The 23,517-nt window shown below is 67.7% G+C and carries 26 protein-coding genes; 7 read left to right on the forward strand and 19 right to left on the reverse strand.

The window, feature by feature from the left end:
- Window positions 1-20: 20 nt before the first annotated feature.
- Together rimP and ABC728_RS15920 are read right to left on the reverse strand one after the other, a co-directional pair.
- A complete protein-coding gene (rimP, locus tag ABC728_RS15915; RefSeq protein ID WP_416619329.1) occupies window positions 21-803 on the reverse strand; it encodes a ribosome maturation factor RimP in 783 nt (260 codons plus the stop codon).
- A gap of 266 nt (window positions 804-1,069) precedes the next feature.
- The gene (locus tag ABC728_RS15920) at window positions 1,070-1,681 is read right to left on the reverse strand and encodes an outer membrane beta-barrel protein (RefSeq protein WP_416619330.1); all 612 of its coding nucleotides are present in this window, start codon (window positions 1,679-1,681) and stop codon (window positions 1,070-1,072) included.
- 539 nt (window positions 1,682-2,220) lie between these two features.
- On the opposite strand from ABC728_RS15920, the gene ABC728_RS15925 reads away from it, so the two are divergent.
- The gene (locus ABC728_RS15925) at window positions 2,221-2,547 is read left to right on the forward strand and encodes a hypothetical protein (protein ID WP_416619331.1); all 327 of its coding nucleotides are present in this window, start codon (window positions 2,221-2,223) and stop codon (window positions 2,545-2,547) included.
- A 21-nt stretch (window positions 2,548-2,568) separates the two neighbouring features.
- On the opposite strand, the gene ABC728_RS15930 is transcribed toward ABC728_RS15925, so the two are convergent.
- The 3 genes from ABC728_RS15930 to ABC728_RS15940 form a co-directional block, all read right to left on the reverse strand.
- Window positions 2,569-3,387 (reverse strand): lysophospholipid acyltransferase family protein, encoded by an 819-nt coding sequence (locus ABC728_RS15930; protein WP_445376604.1) that lies wholly within the window; start codon window positions 3,385-3,387, stop codon window positions 2,569-2,571.
- Between the two features lie 80 nt (window positions 3,388-3,467).
- Window positions 3,468-4,085, reverse strand: a complete 618-nt coding sequence (locus tag ABC728_RS15935) for a YdcF family protein (protein ID WP_416619333.1) — start codon at window positions 4,083-4,085, stop codon at window positions 3,468-3,470.
- The gene (locus ABC728_RS15940) at window positions 4,082-4,969 is read right to left on the reverse strand and encodes a cell division protein FtsX (RefSeq protein WP_416619334.1); all 888 of its coding nucleotides are present in this window, start codon (window positions 4,967-4,969) and stop codon (window positions 4,082-4,084) included. The genes ABC728_RS15935 and ABC728_RS15940 overlap by 4 nt, the downstream gene beginning before the upstream one ends.
- 243 nt (window positions 4,970-5,212) lie before the next feature.
- On the opposite strand from ABC728_RS15940, the gene ABC728_RS15945 reads away from it, so the two are divergent.
- Window positions 5,213-6,157 (forward strand): zinc-ribbon domain-containing protein, encoded by a 945-nt coding sequence (locus tag ABC728_RS15945; RefSeq protein ID WP_416619335.1) that lies wholly within the window; start codon window positions 5,213-5,215, stop codon window positions 6,155-6,157.
- Window positions 6,158-6,161: 4 nt separating this feature from the next.
- Here the strand turns inward: ABC728_RS15945 and ABC728_RS15950 are convergent, their stop codons facing one another.
- The 4 genes from ABC728_RS15950 to ABC728_RS15965 form a co-directional block, all read right to left on the reverse strand.
- Window positions 6,162-6,707 carry a hypothetical protein gene (locus tag ABC728_RS15950; protein ID WP_416619336.1) on the reverse strand — a complete coding sequence of 182 codons (546 nt, stop codon included), beginning with the start codon at window positions 6,705-6,707 and terminating at the stop codon, window positions 6,162-6,164.
- Window positions 6,704-7,858, reverse strand: a complete 1,155-nt coding sequence (dapE, locus tag ABC728_RS15955) for a succinyl-diaminopimelate desuccinylase (RefSeq protein WP_416619337.1) — start codon at window positions 7,856-7,858, stop codon at window positions 6,704-6,706. The genes ABC728_RS15950 and dapE overlap by 4 nt, the downstream gene beginning before the upstream one ends.
- A gap of 201 nt (window positions 7,859-8,059) precedes the next feature.
- A complete protein-coding gene (gene ggt / locus ABC728_RS15960) occupies window positions 8,060-9,841 on the reverse strand; it encodes a gamma-glutamyltransferase (RefSeq protein ID WP_416619338.1) in 1,782 nt (593 codons plus the stop codon).
- 185 nt (window positions 9,842-10,026) lie between these two features.
- Window positions 10,027-10,620 carry a hypothetical protein gene (locus ABC728_RS15965; RefSeq protein WP_416619339.1) on the reverse strand — a complete coding sequence of 198 codons (594 nt, stop codon included), beginning with the start codon at window positions 10,618-10,620 and terminating at the stop codon, window positions 10,027-10,029.
- A gap of 283 nt (window positions 10,621-10,903) precedes the next feature.
- On the opposite strand from ABC728_RS15965, the gene ABC728_RS15970 reads away from it, so the two are divergent.
- From ABC728_RS15970 to ABC728_RS15980, 3 genes are all read left to right on the forward strand, one after another.
- Window positions 10,904-11,341 (forward strand): calcium-binding protein, encoded by a 438-nt coding sequence (locus ABC728_RS15970; RefSeq protein WP_445376605.1) that lies wholly within the window; start codon window positions 10,904-10,906, stop codon window positions 11,339-11,341.
- A gap of 52 nt (window positions 11,342-11,393) precedes the next feature.
- Complete coding sequence (locus ABC728_RS15975; RefSeq protein WP_416619340.1) at window positions 11,394-12,245, forward strand: alpha/beta fold hydrolase; 852 nt, start codon at window positions 11,394-11,396, stop codon at window positions 12,243-12,245.
- A gap of 185 nt (window positions 12,246-12,430) precedes the next feature.
- Window positions 12,431-13,420 (forward strand): lipid A deacylase LpxR family protein, encoded by a 990-nt coding sequence (locus ABC728_RS15980; RefSeq protein ID WP_416619341.1) that lies wholly within the window; start codon window positions 12,431-12,433, stop codon window positions 13,418-13,420.
- A gap of 136 nt (window positions 13,421-13,556) precedes the next feature.
- On the opposite strand, the gene ABC728_RS15985 is transcribed toward ABC728_RS15980, so the two are convergent.
- The 4 genes from ABC728_RS15985 to ABC728_RS16000 are packed head-to-tail and all read right to left on the reverse strand — an operon-like array spanning window position 13,557 to window position 17,209.
- Complete coding sequence (locus ABC728_RS15985) at window positions 13,557-14,609, reverse strand: capsid assembly protein (RefSeq protein WP_445376606.1); 1,053 nt, start codon at window positions 14,607-14,609, stop codon at window positions 13,557-13,559.
- Complete coding sequence (locus ABC728_RS15990; protein ID WP_445376607.1) at window positions 14,602-16,167, reverse strand: portal protein; 1,566 nt, start codon at window positions 16,165-16,167, stop codon at window positions 14,602-14,604. The genes ABC728_RS15985 and ABC728_RS15990 overlap by 8 nt, the downstream gene beginning before the upstream one ends.
- A complete protein-coding gene (locus ABC728_RS15995) occupies window positions 16,164-16,832 on the reverse strand; it encodes a hypothetical protein (RefSeq protein ID WP_416619345.1) in 669 nt (222 codons plus the stop codon). Before ABC728_RS15995 ends, ABC728_RS15990 begins: the two co-directional genes overlap by 4 nt.
- Window positions 16,829-17,209, reverse strand: a complete 381-nt coding sequence (locus ABC728_RS16000) for a hypothetical protein (RefSeq protein ID WP_416619346.1) — start codon at window positions 17,207-17,209, stop codon at window positions 16,829-16,831. The genes ABC728_RS15995 and ABC728_RS16000 overlap by 4 nt, the downstream gene beginning before the upstream one ends.
- A gap of 136 nt (window positions 17,210-17,345) precedes the next feature.
- On the opposite strand from ABC728_RS16000, the gene ABC728_RS16005 reads away from it, so the two are divergent.
- Together ABC728_RS16005 and ABC728_RS16010 are read left to right on the forward strand one after the other, a co-directional pair.
- On the forward strand, window positions 17,346-18,005 hold the full coding sequence (locus ABC728_RS16005) for a S24 family peptidase (RefSeq protein ID WP_416619347.1): 660 nt from the start codon (window positions 17,346-17,348) through the stop codon (window positions 18,003-18,005).
- Between the two features lie 235 nt (window positions 18,006-18,240).
- Entirely contained in the window at window positions 18,241-18,576 is a 336-nt protein-coding gene (locus ABC728_RS16010) for a hypothetical protein (protein WP_416619348.1), read from the forward strand.
- 111 nt (window positions 18,577-18,687) lie between these two features.
- On the opposite strand, the gene ABC728_RS16015 is transcribed toward ABC728_RS16010, so the two are convergent.
- From ABC728_RS16015 to rpsP, 6 genes are all read right to left on the reverse strand, one after another.
- On the reverse strand, window positions 18,688-20,205 hold the full coding sequence (locus ABC728_RS16015) for an ATP-binding cassette domain-containing protein (protein ID WP_416619349.1): 1,518 nt from the start codon (window positions 20,203-20,205) through the stop codon (window positions 18,688-18,690).
- 215 nt (window positions 20,206-20,420) lie between these two features.
- Entirely contained in the window at window positions 20,421-20,966 is a 546-nt protein-coding gene (locus ABC728_RS16020) for a hypothetical protein (RefSeq protein WP_416619350.1), read from the reverse strand.
- 182 nt (window positions 20,967-21,148) lie between these two features.
- Window positions 21,149-21,544, reverse strand: a complete 396-nt coding sequence (rplS, locus tag ABC728_RS16025; protein WP_416619351.1) for a 50S ribosomal protein L19 — start codon at window positions 21,542-21,544, stop codon at window positions 21,149-21,151.
- A 5-nt stretch (window positions 21,545-21,549) separates the two neighbouring features.
- Complete coding sequence (gene trmD, locus ABC728_RS16030) at window positions 21,550-22,380, reverse strand: tRNA (guanosine(37)-N1)-methyltransferase TrmD (RefSeq protein ID WP_416619352.1); 831 nt, start codon at window positions 22,378-22,380, stop codon at window positions 21,550-21,552.
- Between the two features lie 4 nt (window positions 22,381-22,384).
- Entirely contained in the window at window positions 22,385-23,044 is a 660-nt protein-coding gene (gene rimM / locus ABC728_RS16035; protein ID WP_416619353.1) for a ribosome maturation factor RimM, read from the reverse strand.
- Between the two features lie 113 nt (window positions 23,045-23,157).
- Complete coding sequence (rpsP, locus tag ABC728_RS16040) at window positions 23,158-23,499, reverse strand: 30S ribosomal protein S16 (RefSeq protein ID WP_416619354.1); 342 nt, start codon at window positions 23,497-23,499, stop codon at window positions 23,158-23,160.
- Window positions 23,500-23,517: the final 18 nt, after the last annotated feature.

The raw sequence follows: 23,517 nt of genomic DNA on the forward strand, positions 1-23,517 counted from the left end.
CTGCCTTCTATTCCTGATCGTCAGACCGTTCCGGCGCCGGTATCGGCGTCGGTCGGGCCATCTATGGTCTCAATATGCTGCTCATCGTCCGGGCCCTTGCGGGCGAAGCGCCCCGGACCCTTCTTCTTGGGGGCCTGATCGGCTTTCGGCCCCGGATGCACGGGCTTGGGGCGTTTCACAGGCTTGGCCGTGTCATCCACATCCATCTGTCCGCCCTCGGTCCCGGCGGCCAGCCCCTGTTCGGCCGCAGCGGCCTGCAGAAGCGCGTCGGTCAGTTCCAGCCTGGCCTTGGCCACCTGGTCGAAGGGGATTTCCGCCACCTCCACCATGCCGGGGTCGATCTCCACCGGCTTGGCCTTGGCGGATACCTTTGCGCCGGGCTTGCGCTTGGGCGGCTGTGCGGTGCCGGCATCCAGGGCGATCAGGACGTTTCCGCCCTCCACACCATAAAGGGTGCCGCGGAAACGCTTGCGCCCGTCCAGCGGAACGATCGTCTCCAGCCGGGCCTCCAGCCCCTTGAACCGCTCGAAATCCTTCAGGCGGGTCAGCGGGCGGTCGATGCCGGGGCTCGACACTTCCAGCGTATAGGCACCCGTGATCGGGTCCTCCACGTCCAGCAGGGCCGAAACCGCATGGGAGATGTCGGCGCAATCCTCCACCGTCATGGCCCCGCCATCGGCGCGGTCGGCCATGATCTGAAGGGTCGGGCGCAGCCCGCCGGAAATCTGCAGGCGCACGATCTCATACCCCATGGCCTCGACCGGGGGGGTGATGATGCCGCTGATGCGCTCCAGCACGTCCATTCGCGTTCCAACTCCACCCGCCACACCGGCCGATGCCGGATAAGCGGAGCCCAGATAAACAAAAAGGCGGGCCAAAGGCCCACCCGCAAAGCAGACCAGCCTGCCAACGTCGGTCGCTGGCCGGTCCGTATGGGATAAAGATGATGGCTATATAGACCCGTTCGCCCCGCGTGAAAAGGGGAATCGGCCGGGTGGTCGCGCATCCCTGCCGCGTGCGGCGGCGGACGGGGTGCGAACCCGCCGCCGCTCTGCATCGCGCCGGGTGTTCAGAAACGGGCCCGTGCCGTCAGCTTGACGATGTGGCTGCTGACATTGTCGGCCCCGCCACCCTTGGCATTGACCCAGAGATAGCGGTAGCCGGGGGCCATGGTCAGCCCACGCCACACCACCATGTTCAACCCGACCTCGCCGAAGGCGGCGGCATGGGTGCCGTCATTGACCAGCACCAGGCGGCTGTCGCTGTCCAGCCTGGCCACACCGCCGCCCAGGCCCAGATAGGGCTGGTAGGTGCGGGTCACCGGCACGTCGACATAGGCGCCGGCCAGTGCCGTCCACATGGTCACATCGCCATTGGTGGGGAAGCCGGGGATGGTGGAGAAGCCCGGCTGCGTGCTCTTGACATCGGCCAGGCGGCCGAACCCGCCCTCGATCTCGAAGCGGAAATCGTCCAGGCGGTAGCCCGCGGCCAGCGTGGCGTTGAACTTCTTGTCCGCCTGGCCCTTGGCCAACGCCCACAGGGGGCTGCGGGCATAATCGTTGCCCAGATAGGCACCGACGGAGGAGGCGACATAGGCGCCGTCCTGATATGGCTTGTCCTCGGCGTGGGCGACACCGGCAGCCGCCAGCAGTGCCACTGCCGGCAGAGTGATCCTTCTCACGGGTTTCAATCCTTGACGTTAGATGCGGTTCGCCCCTGTGCCGGCTTGATAAGCGCTCCCGCGCGGCGGCGACAAGGGAAAACATGCGCATCCCCGGCATGGTGCCGCCGGTCCCGCCCGCATTGGCGCCACAGCTATGCCGTTTCCCGGTGATCGCCACCGCTCACCGGGTATCAATCGCCAGCGCCCCTGTGGCGCGCGGTGGCCGTCGCCGCTGCAGCGGTTCCCGGTAACAGGGGCGGCAGCGCGACGGGCCAGCGCGCGCAGACTGGCGTTGCAGGAAAGAATATTAAAAATCCAGGCAAGGCTTGAGAAAAAATCAAACCCGATTGTGACAATATTTCGTGCATGGCTTGGGTTGGTTGCGATGCACAAAAGTAATGGCCGCGATTGTTGATTTTCGGGCCGGTCATGTCATGATTTTATACAGGAAATCGGAATGAATTGCCGCAGTGCAGCAAGGCGCATTGCGCAAGGAACCTTGCAACCGCATGACGGGAAGCACCCGTCATGATGCCACCGCGTCCGGAGGTGTCCGCATGTCGTCCAAGCCGATCCGTGCCACCCTGCTGGCCTATGCCCTGTTCCTGCTGCCACTGCCTGCGGCGGCGGGGGAATGCCATATCGGCGATGCGCCCACCGTGCCGGATGGGGTGACGGCCGCCGCCGGCGAAATGGCGGCCGCGCAGGAGGCCATAAAGGCCTATATCGTGGAAACGCAGGAATTCCTGACCTGCCTGGAGGCGGAAGCCAAGGGCAATTTCACACCGGAACTGACGGCCCGCTACAACGAGGCCACGAACCGGATGAGCAATCTGGCGGTGCAGATGAACACCCAGCTCCGCAGCTTCAAGGAACGCGGATAAGGGCCGGTGCGCGGCTTCCCGTCATTCCTCGTTCTCGGCGGGGGGACGCCCGGCGGCACCGCGCGGATCGGCCGCATGGGGGTTCAGCGTGGCCGGGCCGCCGGCGGCGAGGGCCAGCCGGTTGCTGGCGGCTTCCAGCCTTGCTTCCAGTTCGAACAGGACCACATCCTTGGGCAGGCCGGGCGGGATGGGCGGCAGAAATTCGATGGTGATCAGGCCCGGCCGCTTGATGAAGCTGTGCCGGCCCCAGAAGACACCCGAATTCACGGCCATGGGCACCAGCGGCACGCCCAGATCCTCGTACAGCACGCCGATGCCGACCTTGTAGGGCCGGTATTCGCCGACGGCCACGCGGGTACCCTGCGGGAAGATCACGATCTCCCGCCCCATGTCGCGCATCCGGCGGGCGCCGGCGACCAGGGAATTGATCGCCGCCCCGCGCCGGCCGCGCTTGACCGGGATCAGGTCGGCCCGCCACGCATACCAGCCCCAGATGGGGATGTAGAGCAGTTCGTGCTTCAGCACGATGGCGGGGTCGTGGAAGAGGATGTGCAGCTTCATCGTCTCCCACATGGACTGGTGCTTGGCCCCGACCAGATAGCAGCCGTCCACGGGCAGATGCTCCGCCCCCTTCACCTCGTACCGCAGGCCGATGATGGTGCGTTCCAGGAAGACCAGGCTGTGCATATAGGCCCGGATCGCGGCCAGCATCACCTTGCGCGGTGCCAGCAGGGTCCAGACGATCGCGAAGCAGTAGATAGCCGTCCAGGTGAAGAAGGCGATGTTGAACAGTAAAGAGCGCAGAGCCAGCATGCGGTAAAGCCCCGGTATGGACGGCATCACCCGCAGGATTAACGCCAAGCCGCCGGGCCTGTCCAGCGGCGTGCCGCAGAGGGGGCGGCCCGAGGGGGGACGGCAGGTCAGGGGTCGGGCGGGTTCGACCCCGTCAGGGCGGCCCGCGCCACGGCCAGCAGATACTTGTTGTATTCGCTGACGATCAGTTCCGATGTGCCGGGCCAGCCCCACCAGCCGTCCAGCCGCACCTTCTGCGGTGTCACGGGGTGGGGGACCAGCGTGATGCCGGGCAAGACGCGGCGGAATTCCACCAGGCTGCGTGGCATGTGGTAATTGGCCGTGACGACGCGCAGGCTGCGGAACCCTTCCTGGGCCATCCAGCGCGCCGTCTCCACGGCATTGCCCTCCGTATCGTCGGCGTCGTAGCCAAGATCGACGCAGCATTCCAGGTCGCGTCCGCTGCGCGAGGACAGGGCCAGCAGCTCCCGCACCTCCACCCCGCGATAGACGCCGCTGATCAGCAGCTTGCGGGCCTTGCCGGCCCGCAGCAGGTCGAAGCCCACGGTCAGCCGCTCGCTGCCGCCCGTCAGCACGACGATGCCATCGGTGGTGATGTCGTCCTCCGGTGCCTGGCGGGGCAGGGCGGCCGCGAACAGGAACAACCCGGCCAGCCAGAGCAGGAAGGCCAGGGTGATCGTCAGCAGGGGGCCCAGTGCTGCCCGCGGCACGGCCCGTGCGATCACGGCAGCCGGCCCAGGGCGCGCAGCACGGTCATGCGGGCCGTCCCCGCCGCGAGCAGACAGGCCACGACGGGAACCATCGGCAGCCACGCCCAGTCCCGCACGCCCAGCGCCATGTTGGGCAGCAGGGAGGCATCCAGCCCGCGCCCCGCCTGCTGCAGGCCCCAAAGGGTCAGCAGCGCCAGCAGGAACCCCAGCCCGCCGCCCAGCAGCGATTGGCGCAGCATGTGGGACTGGAACTGGCGCGCGACATAGCCGTCGGTGGCCCCCATGACGTGCAGAAGCTCCACCTCCGCCCGGTGGACGGCGAAGCCGGAACTGGCCGCGAAGATGATGGAGGCCACGGCCGCCCCGCCGATCAGCCCGATGATGCCGATGGACAGGGCCTGGACCGTGCGCGCCAGCCGGCGCAGGTCGCCCAGCCAGCGGGCCGGGTCCTCCACCGTCACGCCCGGCGCGGCGCGGTCGAGCTGTCCGGTCAGGTCGGCAATGGCCGCCCCGTCGTTCAGCCGCACATCGATCAGCGCCGGCAGCGGCAGTTCGGCCACCAGCGCCCCGTCCCCCAGCCAGGGTTCGACCAGGGCGCGCGCATCCTCGTTCGACACGCGCCGCGCGTCGGCCACGAAGGCGCTGGCCGCCAGGGCGTCCATGACCCGGCGCACCCTGTCCTCATGCTCGGCCGGGCTGCTGGTGCCGGTCGGCGCCACCTGCACCGTCACGCCGGACGACAATTCGCTGTCCCAGCGCTGGGCCAGTCCCGACAGGACCAGCGAGGCCGCCAGGGCCAGCGACGCCAGATAGACCATCAGCGCGATGATCCAGGGCAGGAAACGGCCGGTGGCGTCCTGGCTCAACGGAATGTCGAAATGGGCGCGGCGGCTCATCATCCCCCTGTCCGGTTGGCAGCGGCGGGCGGGCCGCCATCTTGATGGGTGCCCACAGGAATGGCATGGGGCGCGCGTGGCGTAAAGGATGGGATGGGCAGCCCCCCCATCCGATGGAGATAGGGGCCGGCGTCGCCCCCATCCTTGCGCCCGACCATGGCACCCGCCTATAAGGAAGGGATGGGGTGCTATCGGCCATCCGGCCCGGCACCCTCTTGCTGCAACAATGTCCGGCGCCCGTTTGCGATGATCCTGTCCTGCCCGTCCTGCGCCAAACGCTTCATGCTCGACGCGCGGCTGTTGGGAGAGGGCCGGCGGGTCAAGTGCGGGCAATGCGGCCATGTCTGGTTCGCCGAACCCGACGCGGCCGCCCCCCCGCCCCGCCCCGCCCGGGCCGAACGCGCGCCCGCGCCGGCAAAGGCCCCAGCGCCGGCAAAGGCCATTGTGGAACGGCCGGGTGGCGGTGGTGCCCGGTCCCCGGCCCGTCCCGCGGCCCGCAATGCGCCCCCCCCGCCACCGGAACCGCCCGCCCCCGCCCGGCCCAGCCTGTTCGACGACAGGCCCGCGACCGGTGGCGCGGAAGGCGACGACCTGCTGAGCCGCGGTTTCGAGTCCGCGGATTTCCAGCCCGACGCCGACGATCTGGGCATGGCGCGGCCCTTCCGCCCCCGTCCCCTGCCCAAGGGCAGCAACCTGCCGGCCCTGCCGGGCAAGGGGGGGAAGGTCCGCCGCGCGGCCATCATCGCCTGGGGCGCCGTTCTTCTGGCCGTGGGCGGTGCGGGGACCGGCATCGTGATGGCGCGCGACAGCATCATCCAGGCCTGGCCCGCTTCCTTCCTGCTGTATGAGATGGTGGGGCTGGCGGAATTGCCCGGCACGGGCCTGTCCGACCCCGGCGATCCGGCGACCACGAAGGTGGAGGTCCGCGATGTGGAGGGCGTGAACCTGCTGTTCGTGACCGGGGAGATCGCCAATAAATCCGAGGGTCAGCGCAGCGTGCCCGACATCCAGGCCGTGGCCCTGGGGGAGGATGGCAAGGAATTGTACGCCTGGCGGATCATCCCGCCGGTCCGCCGCCTGTTCCCCAACCAGACGACAAAGTTCGAGTCCCGCATGCCGGAGCGTGACGGCACCCAGGCGCACAGCATCAGCTTCCGCTATGTGGCGCCGGAACCCGCACCGGGGACGTGACGCCCTATTTCCCGGCGGCCATGACCAGTTGCAGGGCCGTGCCCTGGACCAGGATGGCGATCAGCACCTCCAGCATCACCAGGCCGACGGCCGTGGTGCCGGGGCAATCCAGGGCGGCGCGCGTGCTGAACCAGCTATAGAACAGCCCCCAGCACATCAGGCCGAAGGCGATGCCACCGGCCACGGCGTCGCTTGCCTGCAGGGCCAGCGTGATGGCCAGCGCATAGACCACGCTGGAGATGACGCTGCAGCCGTTATAGGTGGACATGAACAGGGCAAACCGTTCCCCGCGACCCGTCCCCTCCAGCACCTTGGAAACGGCCAGCAGATAGCCGGTCATCTGCACAAGCGTGGCCATGGCGGACAGCAGCATGTTCGATTGCGTATCGACATTGGCCGGCGGTGCCATGAGGTCGACCATGCCCTGGATCAGCAGCACGGGCACCAGCAGCACCAGGCTGCGCCATGCCGCTGCCGCCGACGGGTCGATCAGCGCGATGCCGCGCGCATCCAGTGCCGCCAGCCGCAGGGCGCCCTTCAGCGCGTTCACGCCGCCACCTTGCCGAAGAAATCGGCCAGCACCCGGTCATAGATGGCGGCGAGCGTGCGGATGTCGGCGACATCCACATGCTCGTCCACCTTGTGCATGGTCTGGCCCACCAGCCCGAATTCCACGACGGGGCAGAAATTCTTGATGAAGCGGGCATCGGAGGTGCCGCCGCTCGTCGACAGTTCGGGATCACGGCCCGTCACGGCCTTCACGGCCCCGGCCACGGTGGCCACCAGCGCACCCGGCGGGGTCAGGAAGGCCTCGCCCGAGACATGCACCTTCAGGTCCCAGGCGCCACCCACCTCCTCCAGCACGTCGCGGACATGCGCCTCCAGGCTTTTCGGCGTGTGCAGGTCGTTGAAGCGGATGTTGAACCGGGCTGTCCCCTTGGCGGGGATGACATTGCTGGCCGGGTTTGCGACATCGATGCTGGTCAGGGCCAGGGTGCTGGGCTGGAAATGGGCCGTCCCCTCGTCCAGCGGGCTTTCGGCCAGCATGGTCAGCGCCCGCGTCAGGCGGGGCAGCGGATTGTCGGCCAGATGCGGATAGGCGACGTGGCCCTGCGCGCCATAGGCGGTCAGCGTCATGGTCACCGATCCGCGCCGGCCGATCTTCATCATGTCGCCCAGGGCGCGGGGGTTGGTGGGTTCGCCCACCAGACAGGCGTCGATCACCTCCCCCTCTGCCCGCATCCAGTCCAGCACCTTGGTCGTGCCATTGATGCTGGGCCCCTCCTCGTCCCCCGTGATCAGCAGGGAGATGGAGCCGTCCGGCGTGCCATTGCGGTCCAGGAACGATTTCACGGCCGCCACGAAGGCCGCGATGGCGCCCTTCATGTCGGCCGTGCCGCGGCCGAACAGCTTGCCGCCCGTGATTTCCGCCCCGAAGGGATCGACCGTCCAGGCAGCGGCATCGCCCACGGGCACGACATCAGTATGGCCGGCGAAGCAGAAATTCGGCGCAGCCGTGCCCAGCCGGGCATACAGATTGTCGACCGGGTCGGTCCCCTCCTGCTCGAACACCAGACGGCGGCAGGCAAAGCCCATATCCGTCAGCACGGCCTGCAGCACGCCCAGCGCGCCTGCATCGGCGGGCGTGACGCTGGGACAGCGGATCAGGTCCTGGGTCAGGGCGACGGGATCGATGGTCATGGGATCGGCTCGGATGGGAGATGTCGGATGTTTTCTAACAGATCGTCCCGCCCGGCATCCCGGCGAAAGCCGGGACCCAGGGGCCGCAGGATCGAACCTTGACGCTGGCCCCGGCCGGGGCGGGCCGCCATGGCCGGGCTGGAGGCCCGCTGGCCCGGCCACTCCGGCAGATTGCCGGGTGACCGGGGGCTGAAGGGCCGGTCAGTAGCCGGCCGCGTGCCCGTCCACGCGCATTTCCGTGCCGGCCCGGTACACGCCGTTGGCATGGTCGCGCACGATGGCCTCGTAGCTGCCGTAATGCAGGCCGGGCTTGACCTCCACCTTATGGCCCCGCTGGCGCAGGGCGTCGGCAACGGCGGGCGCCACACCCTGTTCCAGATAGATGGTGCCGGCCCCGTCGCCCTTTTCCCCCGTGGGCTCGGCCGACCCCTCATGCTGCCAGCGGGCGGCGTCGCCGGCCTCCTGCACATTCATGCCGAAATCGATCATGTTGACCAGCACCTGCACATGGCCCTGCGGCTGCATGGCCCCGCCCATGACGCCATAGGCGGCGAAGGGCTGGTTATCCCTGGTCACGAAACCGGGAATGATGGTGTGGAACGGGCGCTTGCCGGGGGCATAGACATTCGGATGCGCGGGGTCCAGGGCGAACTGCTCCCCCCGGTCCTGCAGCATGAAGCCCAGCCCGTCGGGCACCAGGCCGGACCCCATGCCGCGATAGTTGGACTGGATCAGCGCCACCATCAGCCCGTCCTTGTCGGCCGTGGACAGGAAGATCGTGTCATGGCTTTCCGGCATGATGCCGGTTTCCGGCGTGCCGGCCCGGCCCATGTCGATCAGCGCGCGGCGTGTGGCGGCATAATCCTTGGAAACCAGGGTGGCGATGGGCAGCTTCACGAAATCGGGATCGGCATACCAGCGCGACCGGTCGGCGAAGGCCAGCTTCTTGGCCTCCACCGAGACATGGATGAAATCGGCGCTGTTATGGCCCATGGATTTCAGGTCATAGCCTTCCAGGATGTTCAGCATCTGCAAGGTCGCCAGCCCCTGGCCGTTGGGCGGGATCTGCCAGACATCGTACCCGCGATAGCCGGTGGAGACCGGCTCCACCCACTGGCTCTTGTGGCTGGCGAAATCCTCATAGCGCAGCGGGCCGCCGATACGCTTCATATAGGCGTCGATGGTGCGGGCGATCTGGCCCTTGTAATAGGCGTCGCGCCCGCCCGCGGCCAGCAGGGACAGGGTATTGGCCAGGTCGGGATTGCGGAAGATCTGGCCGGCGACGGGCGGCTTGCCGTCGATCAGGAAGGTCTTCCGCGCATTCTCCCCTTCCTCGATGATGTCGGACAATTGGTCGAAGCGGCGGAAATTGTTGGCCCAGCCCCTGGCGATGAAGGGCGACAGGGGGAAGCCGTCGCGGGCATAGGCGATGGCAGGGGCCAGCACCTCCGCCATCGGCAGCTTGCCGAACCGGGCATGCAGCTCGAACCAGCCATCCACGGCCCCCGGCACGGTCACGGACAGGGACCCGTGCGACGGGATGGGCTTGCCCGGTCCCAGGCGCCGGGTCAGCGCCTTCAGGCTTTGCCCGGCCGGCGCGCGGCCCGAGGCGTTCAGGCCCAGAACCTTCTTCTGTGCCGGGTCCCAGATCAGCGCGAACAGGTCGCCGCCCATGCCGCTGCCCGTGGGTTCCATCAGGCCCAGGGCCGCATTGGCGGCGATGGCCGCATCCACGGCGCTGCCGCCCTTCATCAGGATGGAAATGGCGATCTGCGTGGCCAGTGGCTGGCTGGTGGCGGCGGCCCCGTTGCGGGCGATGATCTCCGACCGGCCGGCGAAATTCGCCCCCACCAGGCGGTCGCCCCGGCCCGGCTGCGCCTCGCCCGGGATATCGGCCGCATCGGCCGTTTCGGTCATGATCGGCATGAAAGTCAGCGCCCCCAGCAGCAGCGCGGCCAACCCGCGCCGGATCTTCTGTCGCATTGTCCGATTGCCTTCCTCGTGCATGGATCGGGTCTTCGCCCCGTTTCCCTGTCCGCCGGCTTCATCCGGCTGTCTGCTTGTACGACCGGCATCGGTTCTGCGGCAATAGCTGGCAGGCCCTTGGCGCTGCTTCAATCATTGGCGGGCTTGCGCAAGTCCGCTTTTCATGCGCCCTGATATTCCTGTTACAATGCGCCTTTCGACAGGTCGATGCCGGCATCCCGGGCGATCATCGCGCCAAGCCCGCTCTCCCGCAGCGCGGCGCCGGCGCCCAACTCCTCCAGCGTGTAGCCTCTCGCGCCGTTACGCCTTCCCTCCGCCCAGCGCTCATGGGACTGCCTGCGATACTCTTCGGGATCATAACCGGCCTGTGCCAGTTCCATCGCCATGTGGCTACCCGTCGCTTCGGCCGCCCCAAGCGCCTGTGTCGCTGCCGTCAATCCATTCTCCGCCGCTGACGGGGAGTGAGACGGATTGACTTCCCGGTTCACCTCAAGCTTGGCGAAATAATTCAGCGCGTGCATGACCGTGTCCTGCTGAAGCGTGCCGGTATCCAATGCCTTGGCGATCAGGTTGCGTGTCTCGTCGCTCAATCGGCTGATCAATCCGATGGCATTTTCGGACAACCCGTTTGCAATAACACTCTTAAGTATGGTGTCGTTATCAGAGGTTTTTTTAAAAAAAACTGCCGGATTATTTTTCGAATTCATCTCTGAATTCTCAAGAATGTTTTTTGCATTTTCTTGAATGCTGTTTCCTTGTTCCATCTTTCCGATCATTTTCCGTCTCCAAGTTAGAATTGACTCAGCAAGATATCACCCATAAAAGTGGTTTCTACGAGGAAAATACACTCAGTTTTGCAACTCAACTCAAATGGAGGGTAAAAATGGCGCTTTTCCAGGGCGGGAGCGGTAGTGACACGCTTTACGGGTACAATGGAGAAGATAATATAATACAAGGACTTGATGGAAATGACGCCTGATAGGGGGAGACCGGGATGATGACATCTATGGTGGGAACGGTACCGATACAATTTTTGGCGGAACCGGTAATGATTTCATAATGGGTGAGAACGGAAATGACTTCATATATGGTGATGATGGATCAGATACCATGTATGGCGGTAGCGGAAATGATTTCATCGCCGGTGGTACAGGGAATGATTTCATTCATGGGGAAAGTGGAAATGACGATTTGCTGGGTGGGGCAGGAGATGACACCTACTACCATAACCTGACAAATGGTGGGTATGATGTTATATCCGACTTGTCGGGTGTGGCAGATAAACTCATTATTACTGGAACATTTGGTGACATCTCCCTTGAGAGAGTGGGAAATTCGCTTCGTGTATATGATGAGGTTGACGCGGATGATGGTGTTCTCAACAACCTCATCGAGATCAACAACTTCTTCAACGGATCGATCATTGGCGCGGGTGCCATCGAATATCTGACGGTCGGCAGCAGCACCTATTATCTTCCCGATCTTCTGGGCCTATGATGCCTGATTGACGGCCGTTTTCAGCGGGCCGTTTTTTCAGGAGATACGACCCATGCGGGTGATGGTAAACGGCGTGCCGCTCTATTTCGATGTCGAAGGGGCGGAACTGGTGGCGGACGGTGGAAGCTTGCGCAAGAAGCCGACCCTGCTGCTGCTGCATGGCGGCCCCGGCTTCGACCATGCCAGTTTCAAGCCCGCCTTCGCCGCCATGGCCGAACATGCCCAGGTGATCTATCTGGACCATCGCGGCCAGGGGCGCAGCGGCGGCATCGACCGTTCCACCTGGACCCTGGCGCAATGGGCCGATGACGTGAAGGGCTTCTGCGATGCACTGGGCATCGAGAAGCCCTTCGTGCTGGGCAACAGCTTCGGCGGCTTCGTCGCGCAGGAATATATGCGCCGCCATCCCGGCCATGCGGCGGGTGTGATCCTGTCCTCCACGGCCGCGCGCATGCGGCTTGACCTGATCGAAAGGGCGTTCGCGCGGCGGGCAGGGCCGGAGGTCGGGGCGCTGGCGCGCGCCTTCTGGTCCGACCTCACGGCGGACAAGGTTGCCGGCTACGCCGCCCGGGTCATGCCCTTCTATACGGTGCAGGCACCGCTGGACGGGCCGGGCCGCGCCCGTTCCATCATGAAGCCGGCCGTGCTGGAACATTTCTCAGGCCGGGGCGGAGAGATGTGGGACATGGATTTCCGCGACAGCCTGCCGGCCGCGGCCAGCCCCGTCCTGGCGCTGTGCGGCGACCAGGACCCGATCACGCCGTGGGAATGCGCGGAGGAGATCATCGCCCTGCTGCCGGCGGCCATCAGCCGCCTGCACCGCCTGCCCGATTGCGGCCACGGTACCTTCCGCGACGATCCGGCCACCACCTTCGCCCTGATCCGGCGGTTCATGCGGGTGTAATCCGCGCCGGCGCCGTGGTGCCACTGTGAGGCGCATCACTGCGGCGGGCGGGACGTGGGGCCAAAGCCTCCTTCAGGAAACGCTTAACCATACCGGTTCCCGCCATGTCCGCCTTTCGCGCAAGTTTCCGGGCACGCTCCCGGCGTGCCTGTCCCCGGGCACGCTTCCGGCGTGCCTTTCAATGCTTGCCTGTCCTGCTGTCCGGTCTGCTGTTGGCCCTGCCGGCGTCGGCGGAGATCACCGGCCCCACGGCCGGCGCGGAAACGGGTACCCTGACGCTGATCCTGGAAAACGATCTTTTCTACAATCTGGACCGGCATTACACGAACGGCGTCCAGGCGGTCTGGACGACGGCGCGGGACGAGGTGCCGGACTGGACGCGGCGCTGGGCGCGGCTGGTGCCTTTCTTCGCCCAGGACGGCCATGTCCGGGCCGTCTTCTCCCTGGGCCAGAACATGTACACGCCCAGCGATATCGAGGCGGTCAACCCGCCGCCCGGCGAACGGCCCTATGCCGGTTGGCTCCACGGATCGGCCGGGCTGATCAACGAGACGAACCGGCGCATGGACCAGCTTCAGTTGACGCTGGGCATGGTCGGCCCCGCCTCGCTGGCCGAGCCGGCGCAGAAGCTGGTCCACCGGCTGACCGATGCGCCCCGGCCCATGGGCTGGGATACCCAGCTCCATAACGAGCCGGGGATCGTCATCACCTATCAGCGGGCCTGGCGGTCCGAACTGCTGGAAAGCACAGGCTTCGGGCTGGATGTGATGCCGCATATCGGCGGGGCGGTGGGCAATATCGCGACCTATGCCGATGCCGGCTTCATGTTCCGCGCCGGCTGGCACCTGCCGGCCGATTTCGGCCCGGCCCGCATCCAGCCCTCGCTGCCCGGCAGCGGCTTTTTCGAACCCGATGCCAACCATCCGGTGGGGCTATACGCCTTTCTGGGCATCTCGGGCCGGGCCGTTGCCCGCAACATCTTCCTGGACGGCAACACCTTCCGCGACAGCCGGTCCGTGGACCGCAAGACCTGGGTCGCGGACCTGCAGGCCGGCATCGCCGTCAATATCCACAGTGCCCGCATCACCTATACCCATGTCTTCCGCACGCGGGAATTCGCGGGTCAGGACGAGGGCGATGAATATGGCGCCGTGGCCGTGACCTGGCAGTTCTGACCGGCGGCGGGGGTGCCCCTTCCCGCCGCCGGTCCTTTTCACACCAACGGCGGCGACTGCCGCCGCGCGCCACATGGCGCGCAGCCAAGCTGCCGGATGGCAGCGCCCGGCGAATGAGGGTCAAGGCGGATTGATATCACCCGTATTTCTGCCGGAACCCGTCGGTCACGCGGGCGATGAAGGCCGGGTCGCGGTCGCGCCAGTAGCGTGGGTCGGCGATCATGCGGTTCAGGTCGTCACCTTCCCCGCCGGCATCGCCGGCGCCGGGGCGCAGCACCTTCGGCTCTCCCCCGCCATCGGCCATCAGCCGGTGCAGGGCCAGCACGCCATCGGCCGTGCCGGACAGGGCGGCCACCAGCGGCGGCGGCAGGTTGCGCCGGGCCCAGGCCAGGATCTGGCCGGACAGGTCCTGCCATTTCTCCGGCCCGCCGAAATGGGCGACCAGCTTCTCCATCTCCCGGTCCGCCTCGAACCCGGCCGCCATCTCCCGCAGAAGCGGCAGCATCCGCTCCGCCGCCAGGTCATAAAGAAGCTGGGCCTGGGCGGGCGTGTATCCGGCGGCCAGCAGACGCTCGTTGATCGCCCTGTCCGGCTCGAACAGCCCGTGGTCGCACTGGATACAATAATCCTCGACCCGTTCAGGGGCGTCTGCCGGTGCGCTCGGTGATGCGCCCGCCTGCTGCTTTTCCGCAAGGGGTTCGGCAAGGGGCGGGGCGGACAGCTTGCGCTCCAGTTCCAGATAGGATTTCAGCAGGGCCTCCACACGCAGGGTTCCGGCCTGCGCGTCCCAGAACTTGACAGGCACGTGCGCGGGGCGCTCGGGCGGGGTATCGGTCGCGGCGGGTGCGCTGGTTTCGGCCGGGGGTGTCGTTTCCATGGATGATCGTCCTTCAGGGGAGGGGGGAAGGGGGGACAGGCCACCGCGTGCGGCCAGATGGCGAAGGGACAGGACCAGCGCCCGCTGGCCCTCCAGATGGCGCAGCCGGGCCCCGTCCACACCGGGCGGCAGCGCCGTGGTCAGGGTCAGCCGGCAGAGATGGGCCATCAGCAGCCGCCCGTCCGCCCCGGCGAACAGCCGGGCGCAGGCGGCGGCCAGGGCATCGCCCGCGGCCGGGGCATCCCCCGCGGGCCGGGTGTCGCCGGGCGCCGGGCCGTCGATCCCGGCCCAGGGCCAGCCGGGATCAGCCATCGGCCACCTCCATCCCGGCGGGGGCCGGAGAGGGTGCGCGGACCAGCGTGGGCGGCACCCCGGCGGCGTCGGCCAGGAACCGGGCGCAGGCGGGCAGGTCCACCACGGCCAGCGCATCTGTGCCCATGGCCGCAACGCTTTCCAGCCAGCGCAGCGTCGCCTCCGCATCCCGCTGGGCCTGGGCACGGGCCAGCGGGGACAGGATGCGGATCTGCACCTGCCGCCCGTCGGCTGCGATATCGGGGATGGCCCCCCGGCGGCGCAGGATGGACAGGCAGCGCCGGACCAGCGGCACCAGCAATTCCGATTGCAGCCGCCCGAACGTCGCCCCCAGCAGGCGCGCCACCTCCGCGCTGCGCTCCAGCACCTCCGTCGCCGTCATGCGCGGACCGTGCAGCGGCCCCAGCCGGTCGGCCAGAAGCGCCTGCCGGATGCGCGCGCGCAGATCTTCCAGCACAAGCTGGCTGACATCGAACCGTCCGGGACTGGCCAGCGGCGTCAGCCCGGCCGACCCCACGGCCTTGGGGATGATGGTACCCGGCACCAACCGGATGGCCCCGGGATTGAGCACCCCGTCATCATCAGCCTGCCAGATGCCGGTGACGGCGATGGAGGCGTTCTTCAGGACCAGTTCGACGACCTTGTTGGCCGTCTTGATGTCCGGCAGGGCCTTCATCACGGGGCTGCGGCCATAGGTTTCGCCGGGGGCTTTCAGCCAGCGGAAGGTGATGAAGGGCATGTCGGTGAAACGGCCGTCGGCCAGGATGGCCGGCTGTTCGCCCGTCAGCAGGAGGCGCCAGCGCCAGCCGTTGCCCTCCGGCGTCATGGCTTCCACGATGGGAAAGCGGCGGGCCGGGTCTATGGCGCCGTCGCGCTTCACGCCTTCGGGCAGGCGGTCCGGGGCCGTGCGGGACAGCAAGGCGTCCAGGGTCAGGTGCTGGCGGCGGAACAGGCGGTCCAGGCGCCCTTCCTCCCCCTCCTCCAGCACCAGGTCGGCCAGCGGCACGGCGGTGAAGCGCAGGGCGGATGGCGCGCCCGGCGGTGCTTCCTCCACCAGCAGGCAGCCCGTGCCGCCGGTGACCACGTCCAGAAAGGCCTGGTGTGCCTCCACCGCGAAGTTGGAACGGTCGATCTGGGCGTGCAATTCCTCCGACGCGGCCAGCAGCAGGGGTGCCAGTTCCGCTGCCAGATCCGCATCCAGCGCCGGGCCGGGGGCCAGGCCCGTCCAGCGCGACCAGGGTGGTGTCAGTTGGGCCAGCAGGGCGGCAGCCAACTGGTCCACCGCGTCGGCCGCGGTGGCATCGTACAGCCGGTCGCCCCGGCGCGTGCCGGGGCCGCCGCCCGTCTCGAACGCGGCATGCTGGGGCAGGGCATGTTCGTAACATTCCCGCCACAGCGGCTCCCACGCCGCCCGGCGCGCAGCCGCGCGGTCATGGCGGTCCAGCAGGGCGGCGGCCAAGACGTCGCCTTCGGGCATGGCGCCGCCTTCGGGCATGGCCCTGCCGTTGGACATGTCGCCGGGGGCGATATTCAGGGGGGAGGGATGGCCATGCGTCATTCCCCCAGCAGCGTCTTGCGGGTCGGCGCCAGCGTGCCGGGCGTGAGTACGCCCTGCCAGCCGGTCAGGACCGTGCCGGCCCGGCCCGTCGCCCGGCGCAGCAGGCTTTGCTCTCCCGCCGTGGCCGCCGGGATGGCGGCGGCGGGCGCGGCGGCGGGCAGCACGGGAGGGGCAGCCGGCAGAGGGGCGGCGACAGCGGGGGTGGCCGTTGCACGGGGTTTGGGGGTGGAGACGAGACGCGCCATGATCGGATGTTCCTGTATCGTGTTTGGTGTTCCGGTCTGGGACCGGGGCTGGACGGGCCGGCCGCCGCCCAGATGGCGGTAAAGCTGCCAGGGGGTCAGGACCAGCGGGGCGTCGATGCCCAGAATCCGCTTGGCCACGCTTACGCAGGTCAGGGGGGCCAGCAGCGTCCGCGACGGTATCGGCGCCTGGCGCGGCACGGGCAGCACCAGATGGCCGTGTGCCCGGAACCATCCCGCCAGGTCCATGTCCGTGGCCAGGGGGTGGAACGCCACCTCCAGCCGCGTGGCCAGGGGATCGACCGTGATCCAGCCGCCGGGCACAGGCAGGGCCACGAACACATGCCGGAAACCGGGCCGCAGCAGCCGGCGCAGCCAGGCGATCTCGGTATCGGCGCAGAAAACCAGCAGGGCCGGCGTCATCGCACGATGCCCTTGGCCCGCAGCACCGGCGCCAGCGCCATGAAGGCTTCCCGCCACAGCGTATGGTCGCGCGCCTCCCGCCGGCTGTGCGGGTCCGGGGCCATCTGGCGCCGGCCATAATGGGCCAGCACCAGCAGATGGTCGCGCAGCAGCCGGCGCTGACGATGCAGCCGGTCGGTCACGCGCAGGATGTCCAGCGGCTCGCACGGGCGGCTGTACAATCCCTGACCGGCCCGGACCCGCGCACCCGCCAGCCGTGCCTCATTGGCCAGGATGAACCAGAACCAGGCCTCCTCCGCGCTGTCGAAGGGGGTTGTTCCCATCAGGGGGGCGGGCGGATGGCGCGCGGGGCGGAAGGGCGGGATGATCTCTGGCATGGGCAGCATCCTTCGTGGCAGGTCGAGGGGAGGGTGTGAAAGTTTCCCTTATCACTCCATGTTTAAATTCCTATGTCAAGAACAATGTGAAAATCATCCTAAGGACAGGCGTCGGTGTTTCTGGGATAACTCTCCCATGCTCAAGCATTCCGACATATGGCGGGCCATCGACCGGCTGGCGCATCGGCACGGCCTATCCGCTTCCGGGCTGGCCAAGCGCGGCGGTCTGGACCCGACCACCTTCAACAAGTCCAAGCGCATGACGCCGGATGGCAAGCTGCGCTGGCCATCGACGGAAAGCATCGCCAAGGTGCTGGAGGCGACGGGCAGCAGCTTCACCGACTTCGTCGCCATGACGGGGGAGGAAGGGGACGGCACGGGCGGTGGGGCCGGCATGTCCGCGGCCGCCATGCGCCGGGTGCCTGTGATCGGCTATGCCCAGGCCGGCAATGACGGCTATTTCGACGATGCGGGTTATCCGGCCGGCAATGGCTGGGACGAGCTTGAATTTCCCCATGTCGCCGACGACCATGCCTATGCGCTGGAAGTCTCGGGCGACAGTATGGAACCGGTCTATCGCGACGGCGATATCATCATCGTCTCTCCCGCCGCATCGGTCCGCCGGGGCGACCGGGTCGTCGTGCGCACCCGCGATGGGGAGGTGATGGCCAAGCAACTGGCGCGGCAGACCGCCAACCGGTTGGAACTGGTCTCGCTGAACCGCTCCCACCCCGACCGGTCGCTGCCCATGGCGGATGTCGCCTGGATCGCCCGCATCATGTGGGCCAGCCAGTAAGCGGCATGGGCGCAGCCTCCGCGTGCGTCCGTCGTCTCCGCCTCCGTGCGACCCCGGGATGTCCGGTTCCGGCCGCCCCGTCCGGAGACAGTCGCTCCAGGCGACCCGAGTCGCATGGGCAGGCCGGGAGTCGGATGGCTGGAATCGCAATCCTAGGAATTAAATCGTTGACGCGGGGCGTGTCCGGCGCCTAGGCTGCGTGTACTGCCCCTGATGCCGTCCGGAGTCGCCCCGCATGTCCAGCCCTGACCCCGCTTTCCCGCTCTCCGCGGTCGATCTGTTGGCCGACCTGCATGCCCGTTACGACGGCCGCCCGCCGCGCCGGGCGCGGGCGGTGGCGCTGGCAGGTGGGGAGGATAGTCTCCAACGGGTGTTGCGCCGGGCGCGGGCGGAACGGTTGCGGATGCAATGCGCCGTTGCGCGTCTTGCCGTTGCCCGCCGCCGCCGTCAGTTGCCGGCCGCCAGGACGCAGGGGGATGCATGGCTGCGGCGGCTGACCGCCACCCTGCGGACCGCCCGCGACCAGGCCGTCAGCCAGGAGGGGGCCAGCGCGGCCGGGTGGGGAGCCTGATCCCAGGGAGCCGGCACGCGCCGGGTATCCCTCGCTGAACTGGGTTCTGCCTGGACATGCCCACCGGGCACCACGCCTACTTGACGCCACGCCCATGTGCGGCGCGGCCGGCTACCGGGTGACGGCGTCCAGGGCGATTTCCCGGGTGATGCCGGCCGATCGCCGGAAATCCGCATCATGGCAGACCAGCACCAGCGCGCCATCATAGGCCAGCAGCGCATCACGCAGGGCCTCCATCCCCTCCATATCCAGATGGTTGGTTGGCTCGTCCAGCAGCAGCAGGTTTGGCGGGCGGGGCCCACCCAGGGCGGCACACAGATGGGCACGGACCCGCCAGCCGCCCGACAGATGTTCCAGGGGCTGTTCCGATGCCGCCCCCCGGAAGCCGAACCGGGCCAGGGCGGCACGCATGTCCCCTTCCGGCCGGTCGGGATGCCGGGATCGAACCAGCGACAGGGGTGTGCCGCTTTCCCCAGAGCCCAGACGCTGGTCCAGGCAGGCAAGGCGCAGGTCAGCCGCACGGATGATGCATCCGTCATCCGGGTCCAGGGTGCCGGTCAGACAGGCCAGCAGGCTGCTCTTGCCGGCACCATTATGCCCCGTCACGGCCAGCCGGATCGGTCCCGTCAGGTCGAAATACAGATCCTGCCACAGCCGGCGGCCGGCGCGGACCAGGGACAGGCCCTCCACCCGCAACAGCATGCGGCCCGGGGGCAGGCCCGTGGGGGCGATGGCCATGTCCAGCGGCGCGGGCGGCCTTTCCTGCCTTTCCCGGGCGGCGTCCAGCGCCTGCGCCGCCGCTGCCGTCTGCCGTTCGGCCTTGATGCGGCGGGCCGATCCGGCCTTCTCCGCCCGGTCGCGGCGCAGGCCCATCAGGATGGGCGCATTGGCGCCCCGGGCGGCTTCCTGCCGGCCGCCGCGGCTGCGGCGGCTGGCGCGGGCTTCGGCCTCGCGGGCGGCGGACCGGGCCTGGCGGACCTGCCGCGTGGCATCGGCCAGCGCGCGTTCGGCCGCCTGCCGTTGGGCGGCCCGCGTTGCCAGGAAGCCAGCCAGGCCGCCGCCATGGCTGGTCAGCCCTCCGGGTGTCAGTTCCAGGATGCGGTCGGCCAGGGCCAGCAGGCGGCGATCATGACTGACCAGCAGCAGGCCGCCGCGCCAGCCCGCCACCAGGTCCGACAGCAATACCTGCCCCGCCGCATCCAGATCGTTGCCCGGCTCGTCCAGGATCAGGAGATGCGGTTGCGTCACCGCGATGGCCGCCAGCCGCAACCGCGCCACCTGCCCGCCCGACAGACAGGCCAGCGGCAGGTCGGGGGCCAGGTCCGCAGGCAGCCCATGGCGGGCCAGTGCCGCGGCGCGGCCCGCACCGGCGTCGGGCAGAAGGCTGCCCACCCGTTTCCCGCCGCGCGGATGCTGTGGCCAGTGGAACAGCCGCCCGCGTCTGGACACGGACCCCCGTTCGGCATGCAGGCTGCCCGACAGGAGCCGCAGCAGCGTGCTTTTGCCGCTGCCATTGGGGCCCACCAGGGCGATGCGCTCCGATGCGATACGAAGGGAGATGTTGTCGAGAAGGGGCCGGGCGCCGCCATGCGTGAAGCACAGCCCCCCGGCCACAAGCCAATCCGGCATGGATGAAACCCCGGTCAAACCAGTCAAGCCCCGATGGGGCGGCGGTCAGGACGGCTGGTTCATTTCCATGGCGGGGCACTCCGGCAGACAGGATGCCGGATGAAAACACATCCGATATCGGATGTAAAGGGGTTCATGCCAAACCCCGGTGAGAGCAACTCACCGGGGTGGCGATTGAGATACCGGTGATCGGTTGTGATCACCGGGACTTGGGTTCAGGCCAGCAGGGCTTCCTGCTCGATGGTCAGGGCCATGTCGTCGCTTTCCCACAGCCGGGGAAGGTGCTGGTCGAAGCGGATGGCGCCCAGCACCCGTGCGTCGCCATCCAGACAGGCGAATGGCAGCAGCAGCCGATCATAGCGCACCTTCAGCGCGCCGGGCAGGTCCACGCGCACCCGGCTCCAGTGCGGGCGGCCCGTGGTGCGTGCCGTGATGTAGGAATCCCCCGTTTCGCGGAATCCGGGAACATCACCGCTGTCGTAAAGGTCCAGGCCGGTCAGGTCGCGCCCGGCGAAGGCGACCAGTTCGGTGCCGTAGAGCGTGTAGCGGGGCGGCCGCCCGTCACGCGGGAAACGGGCCATCAGCAGATAGGCCAGCCACGGCTTGAGGTCGAACACCAGTTCGCCGGTCCACAGGGGCATCAGCCCCTCGCGCGGCAGGGCCCGCCACCAGGGCAGCAACGGCTGCAGCATGATCGGCAGATCCTTGCGGCATTCGGCGGCGGTGGCGGGTGGCATGCTGACGCCATGGCGAAGCGACATGGGAGTACGCCGGAAGGGTTGCGCGGGGCGTCATGGTGCAACCAACCAACCCCGCTTGTCCACCCCTGTTCCCCATTCCATCGGGTGTGGGGGGCTGTTGGCGGACCCTCCGTGGGGCTGAAACAAAATGCCCCGCCGGGCGAACCGGCGGGGCATTGCCTTCAATCCCAAGGGATTGGAGATCAATCGACGATGGCGCGGCCATTGCGCATGCCACGGCCCGTCGTGCGCTCGGCGATACGGGCGGACTTGCCGGTCAGGCCACGCAGGTAATACAGCTTGGCACGACGCACGGCGCCGCGGCGGACCAGCACGATCGAATCGATGCGCGGGCTGTACAGCGGGAACACGCGCTCCACGCCTTCGCCGTAGGAAATCTTGCGGACGGTGAAGCTGGAATTGATGCCGGCGTTCTTGCGGGCGATGACCACGCCTTCATAGGCCTGGATACGCTCGCGCGTGCCTTCGACGACCTTCACGTTCACCTTGACGGTGTCGCCGGGGGAAAAGGCCGGGATCGTCTTGCCTTCGGACAGCTTGGCGACCTGTTCGGCTTCCAGCTTCTGCAGAATGTTCATGGTACTCATCCTTCGATACTGCCACCGTTCCCGTCCGGGGTTTCGGTGGTTTTGGTTGGCTCGGCCGATGCCCGGCGGGCTCGGCGTTTCTTCACCTTTGGGGCCGGGCGGCTTGCCAGGTAGTCGGACCACAGGTCGGGCCGTCGGGCCTGTGTGATCTTTTCCGCCTGTTCGAGCCGCCATGCCCGGACCTTCTCATGGTGACCGGATAAAAGGATCTCCGGCACCGCACGGCCATTCCAGACGGGTGGCCGCGTATAATGGGGGTATTCCAGCAACCCCCGTTCAAAACTCTCTTCCCCCGCCGTTTCGACGTTCCCCATGACACCCGGCAGAAGCCGGACCACGGCGTCGATCAGACAGAGGGCCGCCGGTTCACCACCGGACAGCACGAAATCACCTAAGGAGACCTCCTCCAGGCGATGTTCCTCGATCACCCGTTCGTCGATCCCCTCATACCGCCCGCACAGCAATGTCAGGGCCCCTTCGCTGGCGATCTCTCGCACCAACGCCTGGTCCAACACGCGCCCACGCGGTGAAAGATAGACGATCCGGCCCGGTTTCAGTCCGGCTGCCGCCTGCCTGGCCTTTGCATCATGGATGGCTGCATCGAGCACATCCGGGCGCATGACCATGCCGGGGCCGCCGCCGAACGGGGTATCGTCCACGGAGCGGTGCTTATCGCGCGTGAACGATCGGATGTCCAGCTTTTCCAGCGTCCAGGTGCCCTTTTCCAGCGCTTTTCCCGCAAGGCTGAGCCCCAGCGGCCCGGGAAACATCTCCGGGAACAGGGTCAGCACGGTGACGTGCCAGGAAGGGGCGGGGGACAAGGTCATGGGATCAGCGGCTGAGGCCGGTTTCCGGGCCTTCGGGCTGCCCGCCCTCGGTGGCCGGTTCGTCGTCCGCCGGTTCGTCGTCCGCCGGTTCATCGTCCAGCGTCAGCTTGCCGCCCATCTCCGCCAGTTCTTCCGGGTCCGGGCGGGCCGGGGTGAACAGGTTGACGGGCGGGTCGACGACGATGCGGCCGGCCTTCACATCGACCACGGGCACGCAGGTGGCGGAAAACGGGATGAACACCGTCTTGCCCGACACATGCACCAGTTCCAGCACATCGCCGGCGCCGAAATCATGGATGGCCTTGATGGTGCCGAAGGCGGCGTCGCCATCGGCACCCTGGGTGACGGTTTCCAGGCCGATCAGGTCGGCATGGTAGAACTCGTCCTCCTCATCCAGCGCCGGCAGCCGCTCGCGCGGCACGAACAGCCGGACGCCCTTCAGTGCGTCGGCGGCGTCGCGGCCCTTCACACCCACGGCCTCGACCAGGAAATGGTCCTTGCCCATACCGGTCATGCGGAGCGTAAAGCTGCGCGTGCCCGGCTCGTCGGTCAGCGGGTTGTAATCGAACACGGCCTCGGGGTCGGCGGTGAAGCTCTTCACCCGCAGGCGGCCGTGAACCCCGTGCGATCCAATGATCTGGGCCACGCAAATGCGATCGGTCATCTTGATGCTCCAATGCCCTCCCGCGGGACAGGGCCCGTTCCCCCCTCATCCTGGCGCGGGCGCCGGGATGAGGGGGGCGGAACGATCCATGTCCGTCGGGAAAGCCCTGCGCCTTACTCGGCGGCCTGGGCGGCCAGCTTGGCGCGCTCCTGGGCCTTGGCCTTCGGGGCGGACTTCTTGGGGCTTTCGATGATGGCAGGAGCCTCGATCAGGTTGGCCTTGCCCAGGAACTTGGCGACGCGGTCGGTCGGCTGGGCGCCCTTGGCCAGCCAGCCCTTGATGGCTTCCTCGTTCAGGGTGACGCGGGCCGGGTTGTCGCTCGGCAGCATCGGGTTGTAGGTGCCGACCTTCTGGATGAAGGCGCCGTCGCGCGGGGCGCGGCTGTCGGCCACGACGATGGCGTAGAACGGACGCTTCTTGGAACCACCACGGGCCAGACGGATCTTAACGGACATGGGAATCTTCCTTGTTCA

This window comes from Niveispirillum fermenti (assembly GCF_052474395.1).

Bases quoted from the DNA above. Each gene is read 5' to 3' on its own strand.
- rimP (WP_416619329.1), bottom strand. From the start codon at position 803: ATGGACGTGCTGGAGCGCATCAGCGGCATCATCACCCCCCCGGTCGAG.
- ABC728_RS16005 (WP_416619347.1), top strand. From the start codon at position 17,346: ATGCTCAAGCATTCCGACATATGGCGGGCCATCGACCGGCTGGCGCAT.
- ABC728_RS16000 (WP_416619346.1), bottom strand. From the start codon at position 17,209: ATGCCAGAGATCATCCCGCCCTTCCGCCCCGCGCGCCATCCGCCCGCC.
- ABC728_RS15990 (WP_445376607.1), bottom strand. From the start codon at position 16,167: ATGACGCATGGCCATCCCTCCCCCCTGAATATCGCCCCCGGCGACATG.
- dapE (WP_416619337.1), bottom strand. From the start codon at position 7,858: ATGACCATCGATCCCGTCGCCCTGACCCAGGACCTGATCCGCTGTCCC.
- ABC728_RS15975 (WP_416619340.1), top strand. From the start codon at position 11,394: ATGCGGGTGATGGTAAACGGCGTGCCGCTCTATTTCGATGTCGAAGGG.
- rplS (WP_416619351.1), bottom strand. From the start codon at position 21,544: ATGAACATTCTGCAGAAGCTGGAAGCCGAACAGGTCGCCAAGCTGTCC.
- ABC728_RS15965 (WP_416619339.1), bottom strand. From the start codon at position 10,620: ATGATCGGAAAGATGGAACAAGGAAACAGCATTCAAGAAAATGCAAAA.
- trmD (WP_416619352.1), bottom strand. From the start codon at position 22,380: ATGACCTTGTCCCCCGCCCCTTCCTGGCACGTCACCGTGCTGACCCTG.
- ABC728_RS16015 (WP_416619349.1), bottom strand. From the start codon at position 20,205: ATGCCGGATTGGCTTGTGGCCGGGGGGCTGTGCTTCACGCATGGCGGC.
- rimM (WP_416619353.1), bottom strand. From the start codon at position 23,044: ATGACCGATCGCATTTGCGTGGCCCAGATCATTGGATCGCACGGGGTT.
- ABC728_RS16010 (WP_416619348.1), top strand. From the start codon at position 18,241: ATGTCCAGCCCTGACCCCGCTTTCCCGCTCTCCGCGGTCGATCTGTTG.
- ABC728_RS15930 (WP_445376604.1), bottom strand. From the start codon at position 3,387: ATGCCGTCCATACCGGGGCTTTACCGCATGCTGGCTCTGCGCTCTTTA.
- rpsP (WP_416619354.1), bottom strand. From the start codon at position 23,499: ATGTCCGTTAAGATCCGTCTGGCCCGTGGTGGTTCCAAGAAGCGTCCG.
- ggt (WP_416619338.1), bottom strand. From the start codon at position 9,841: ATGCGACAGAAGATCCGGCGCGGGTTGGCCGCGCTGCTGCTGGGGGCG.
- ABC728_RS16020 (WP_416619350.1), bottom strand. From the start codon at position 20,966: ATGTCGCTTCGCCATGGCGTCAGCATGCCACCCGCCACCGCCGCCGAA.
- ABC728_RS15945 (WP_416619335.1), top strand. From the start codon at position 5,213: ATGATCCTGTCCTGCCCGTCCTGCGCCAAACGCTTCATGCTCGACGCG.
- ABC728_RS15995 (WP_416619345.1), bottom strand. From the start codon at position 16,832: ATGACGCCGGCCCTGCTGGTTTTCTGCGCCGATACCGAGATCGCCTGG.
- ABC728_RS15985 (WP_445376606.1), bottom strand. From the start codon at position 14,609: ATGGCTGATCCCGGCTGGCCCTGGGCCGGGATCGACGGCCCGGCGCCC.
- ABC728_RS15925 (WP_416619331.1), top strand. From the start codon at position 2,221: ATGTCGTCCAAGCCGATCCGTGCCACCCTGCTGGCCTATGCCCTGTTC.
- ABC728_RS15940 (WP_416619334.1), bottom strand. From the start codon at position 4,969: ATGATGAGCCGCCGCGCCCATTTCGACATTCCGTTGAGCCAGGACGCC.
- ABC728_RS15970 (WP_445376605.1), top strand. From the start codon at position 10,904: ATGGGTGAGAACGGAAATGACTTCATATATGGTGATGATGGATCAGAT.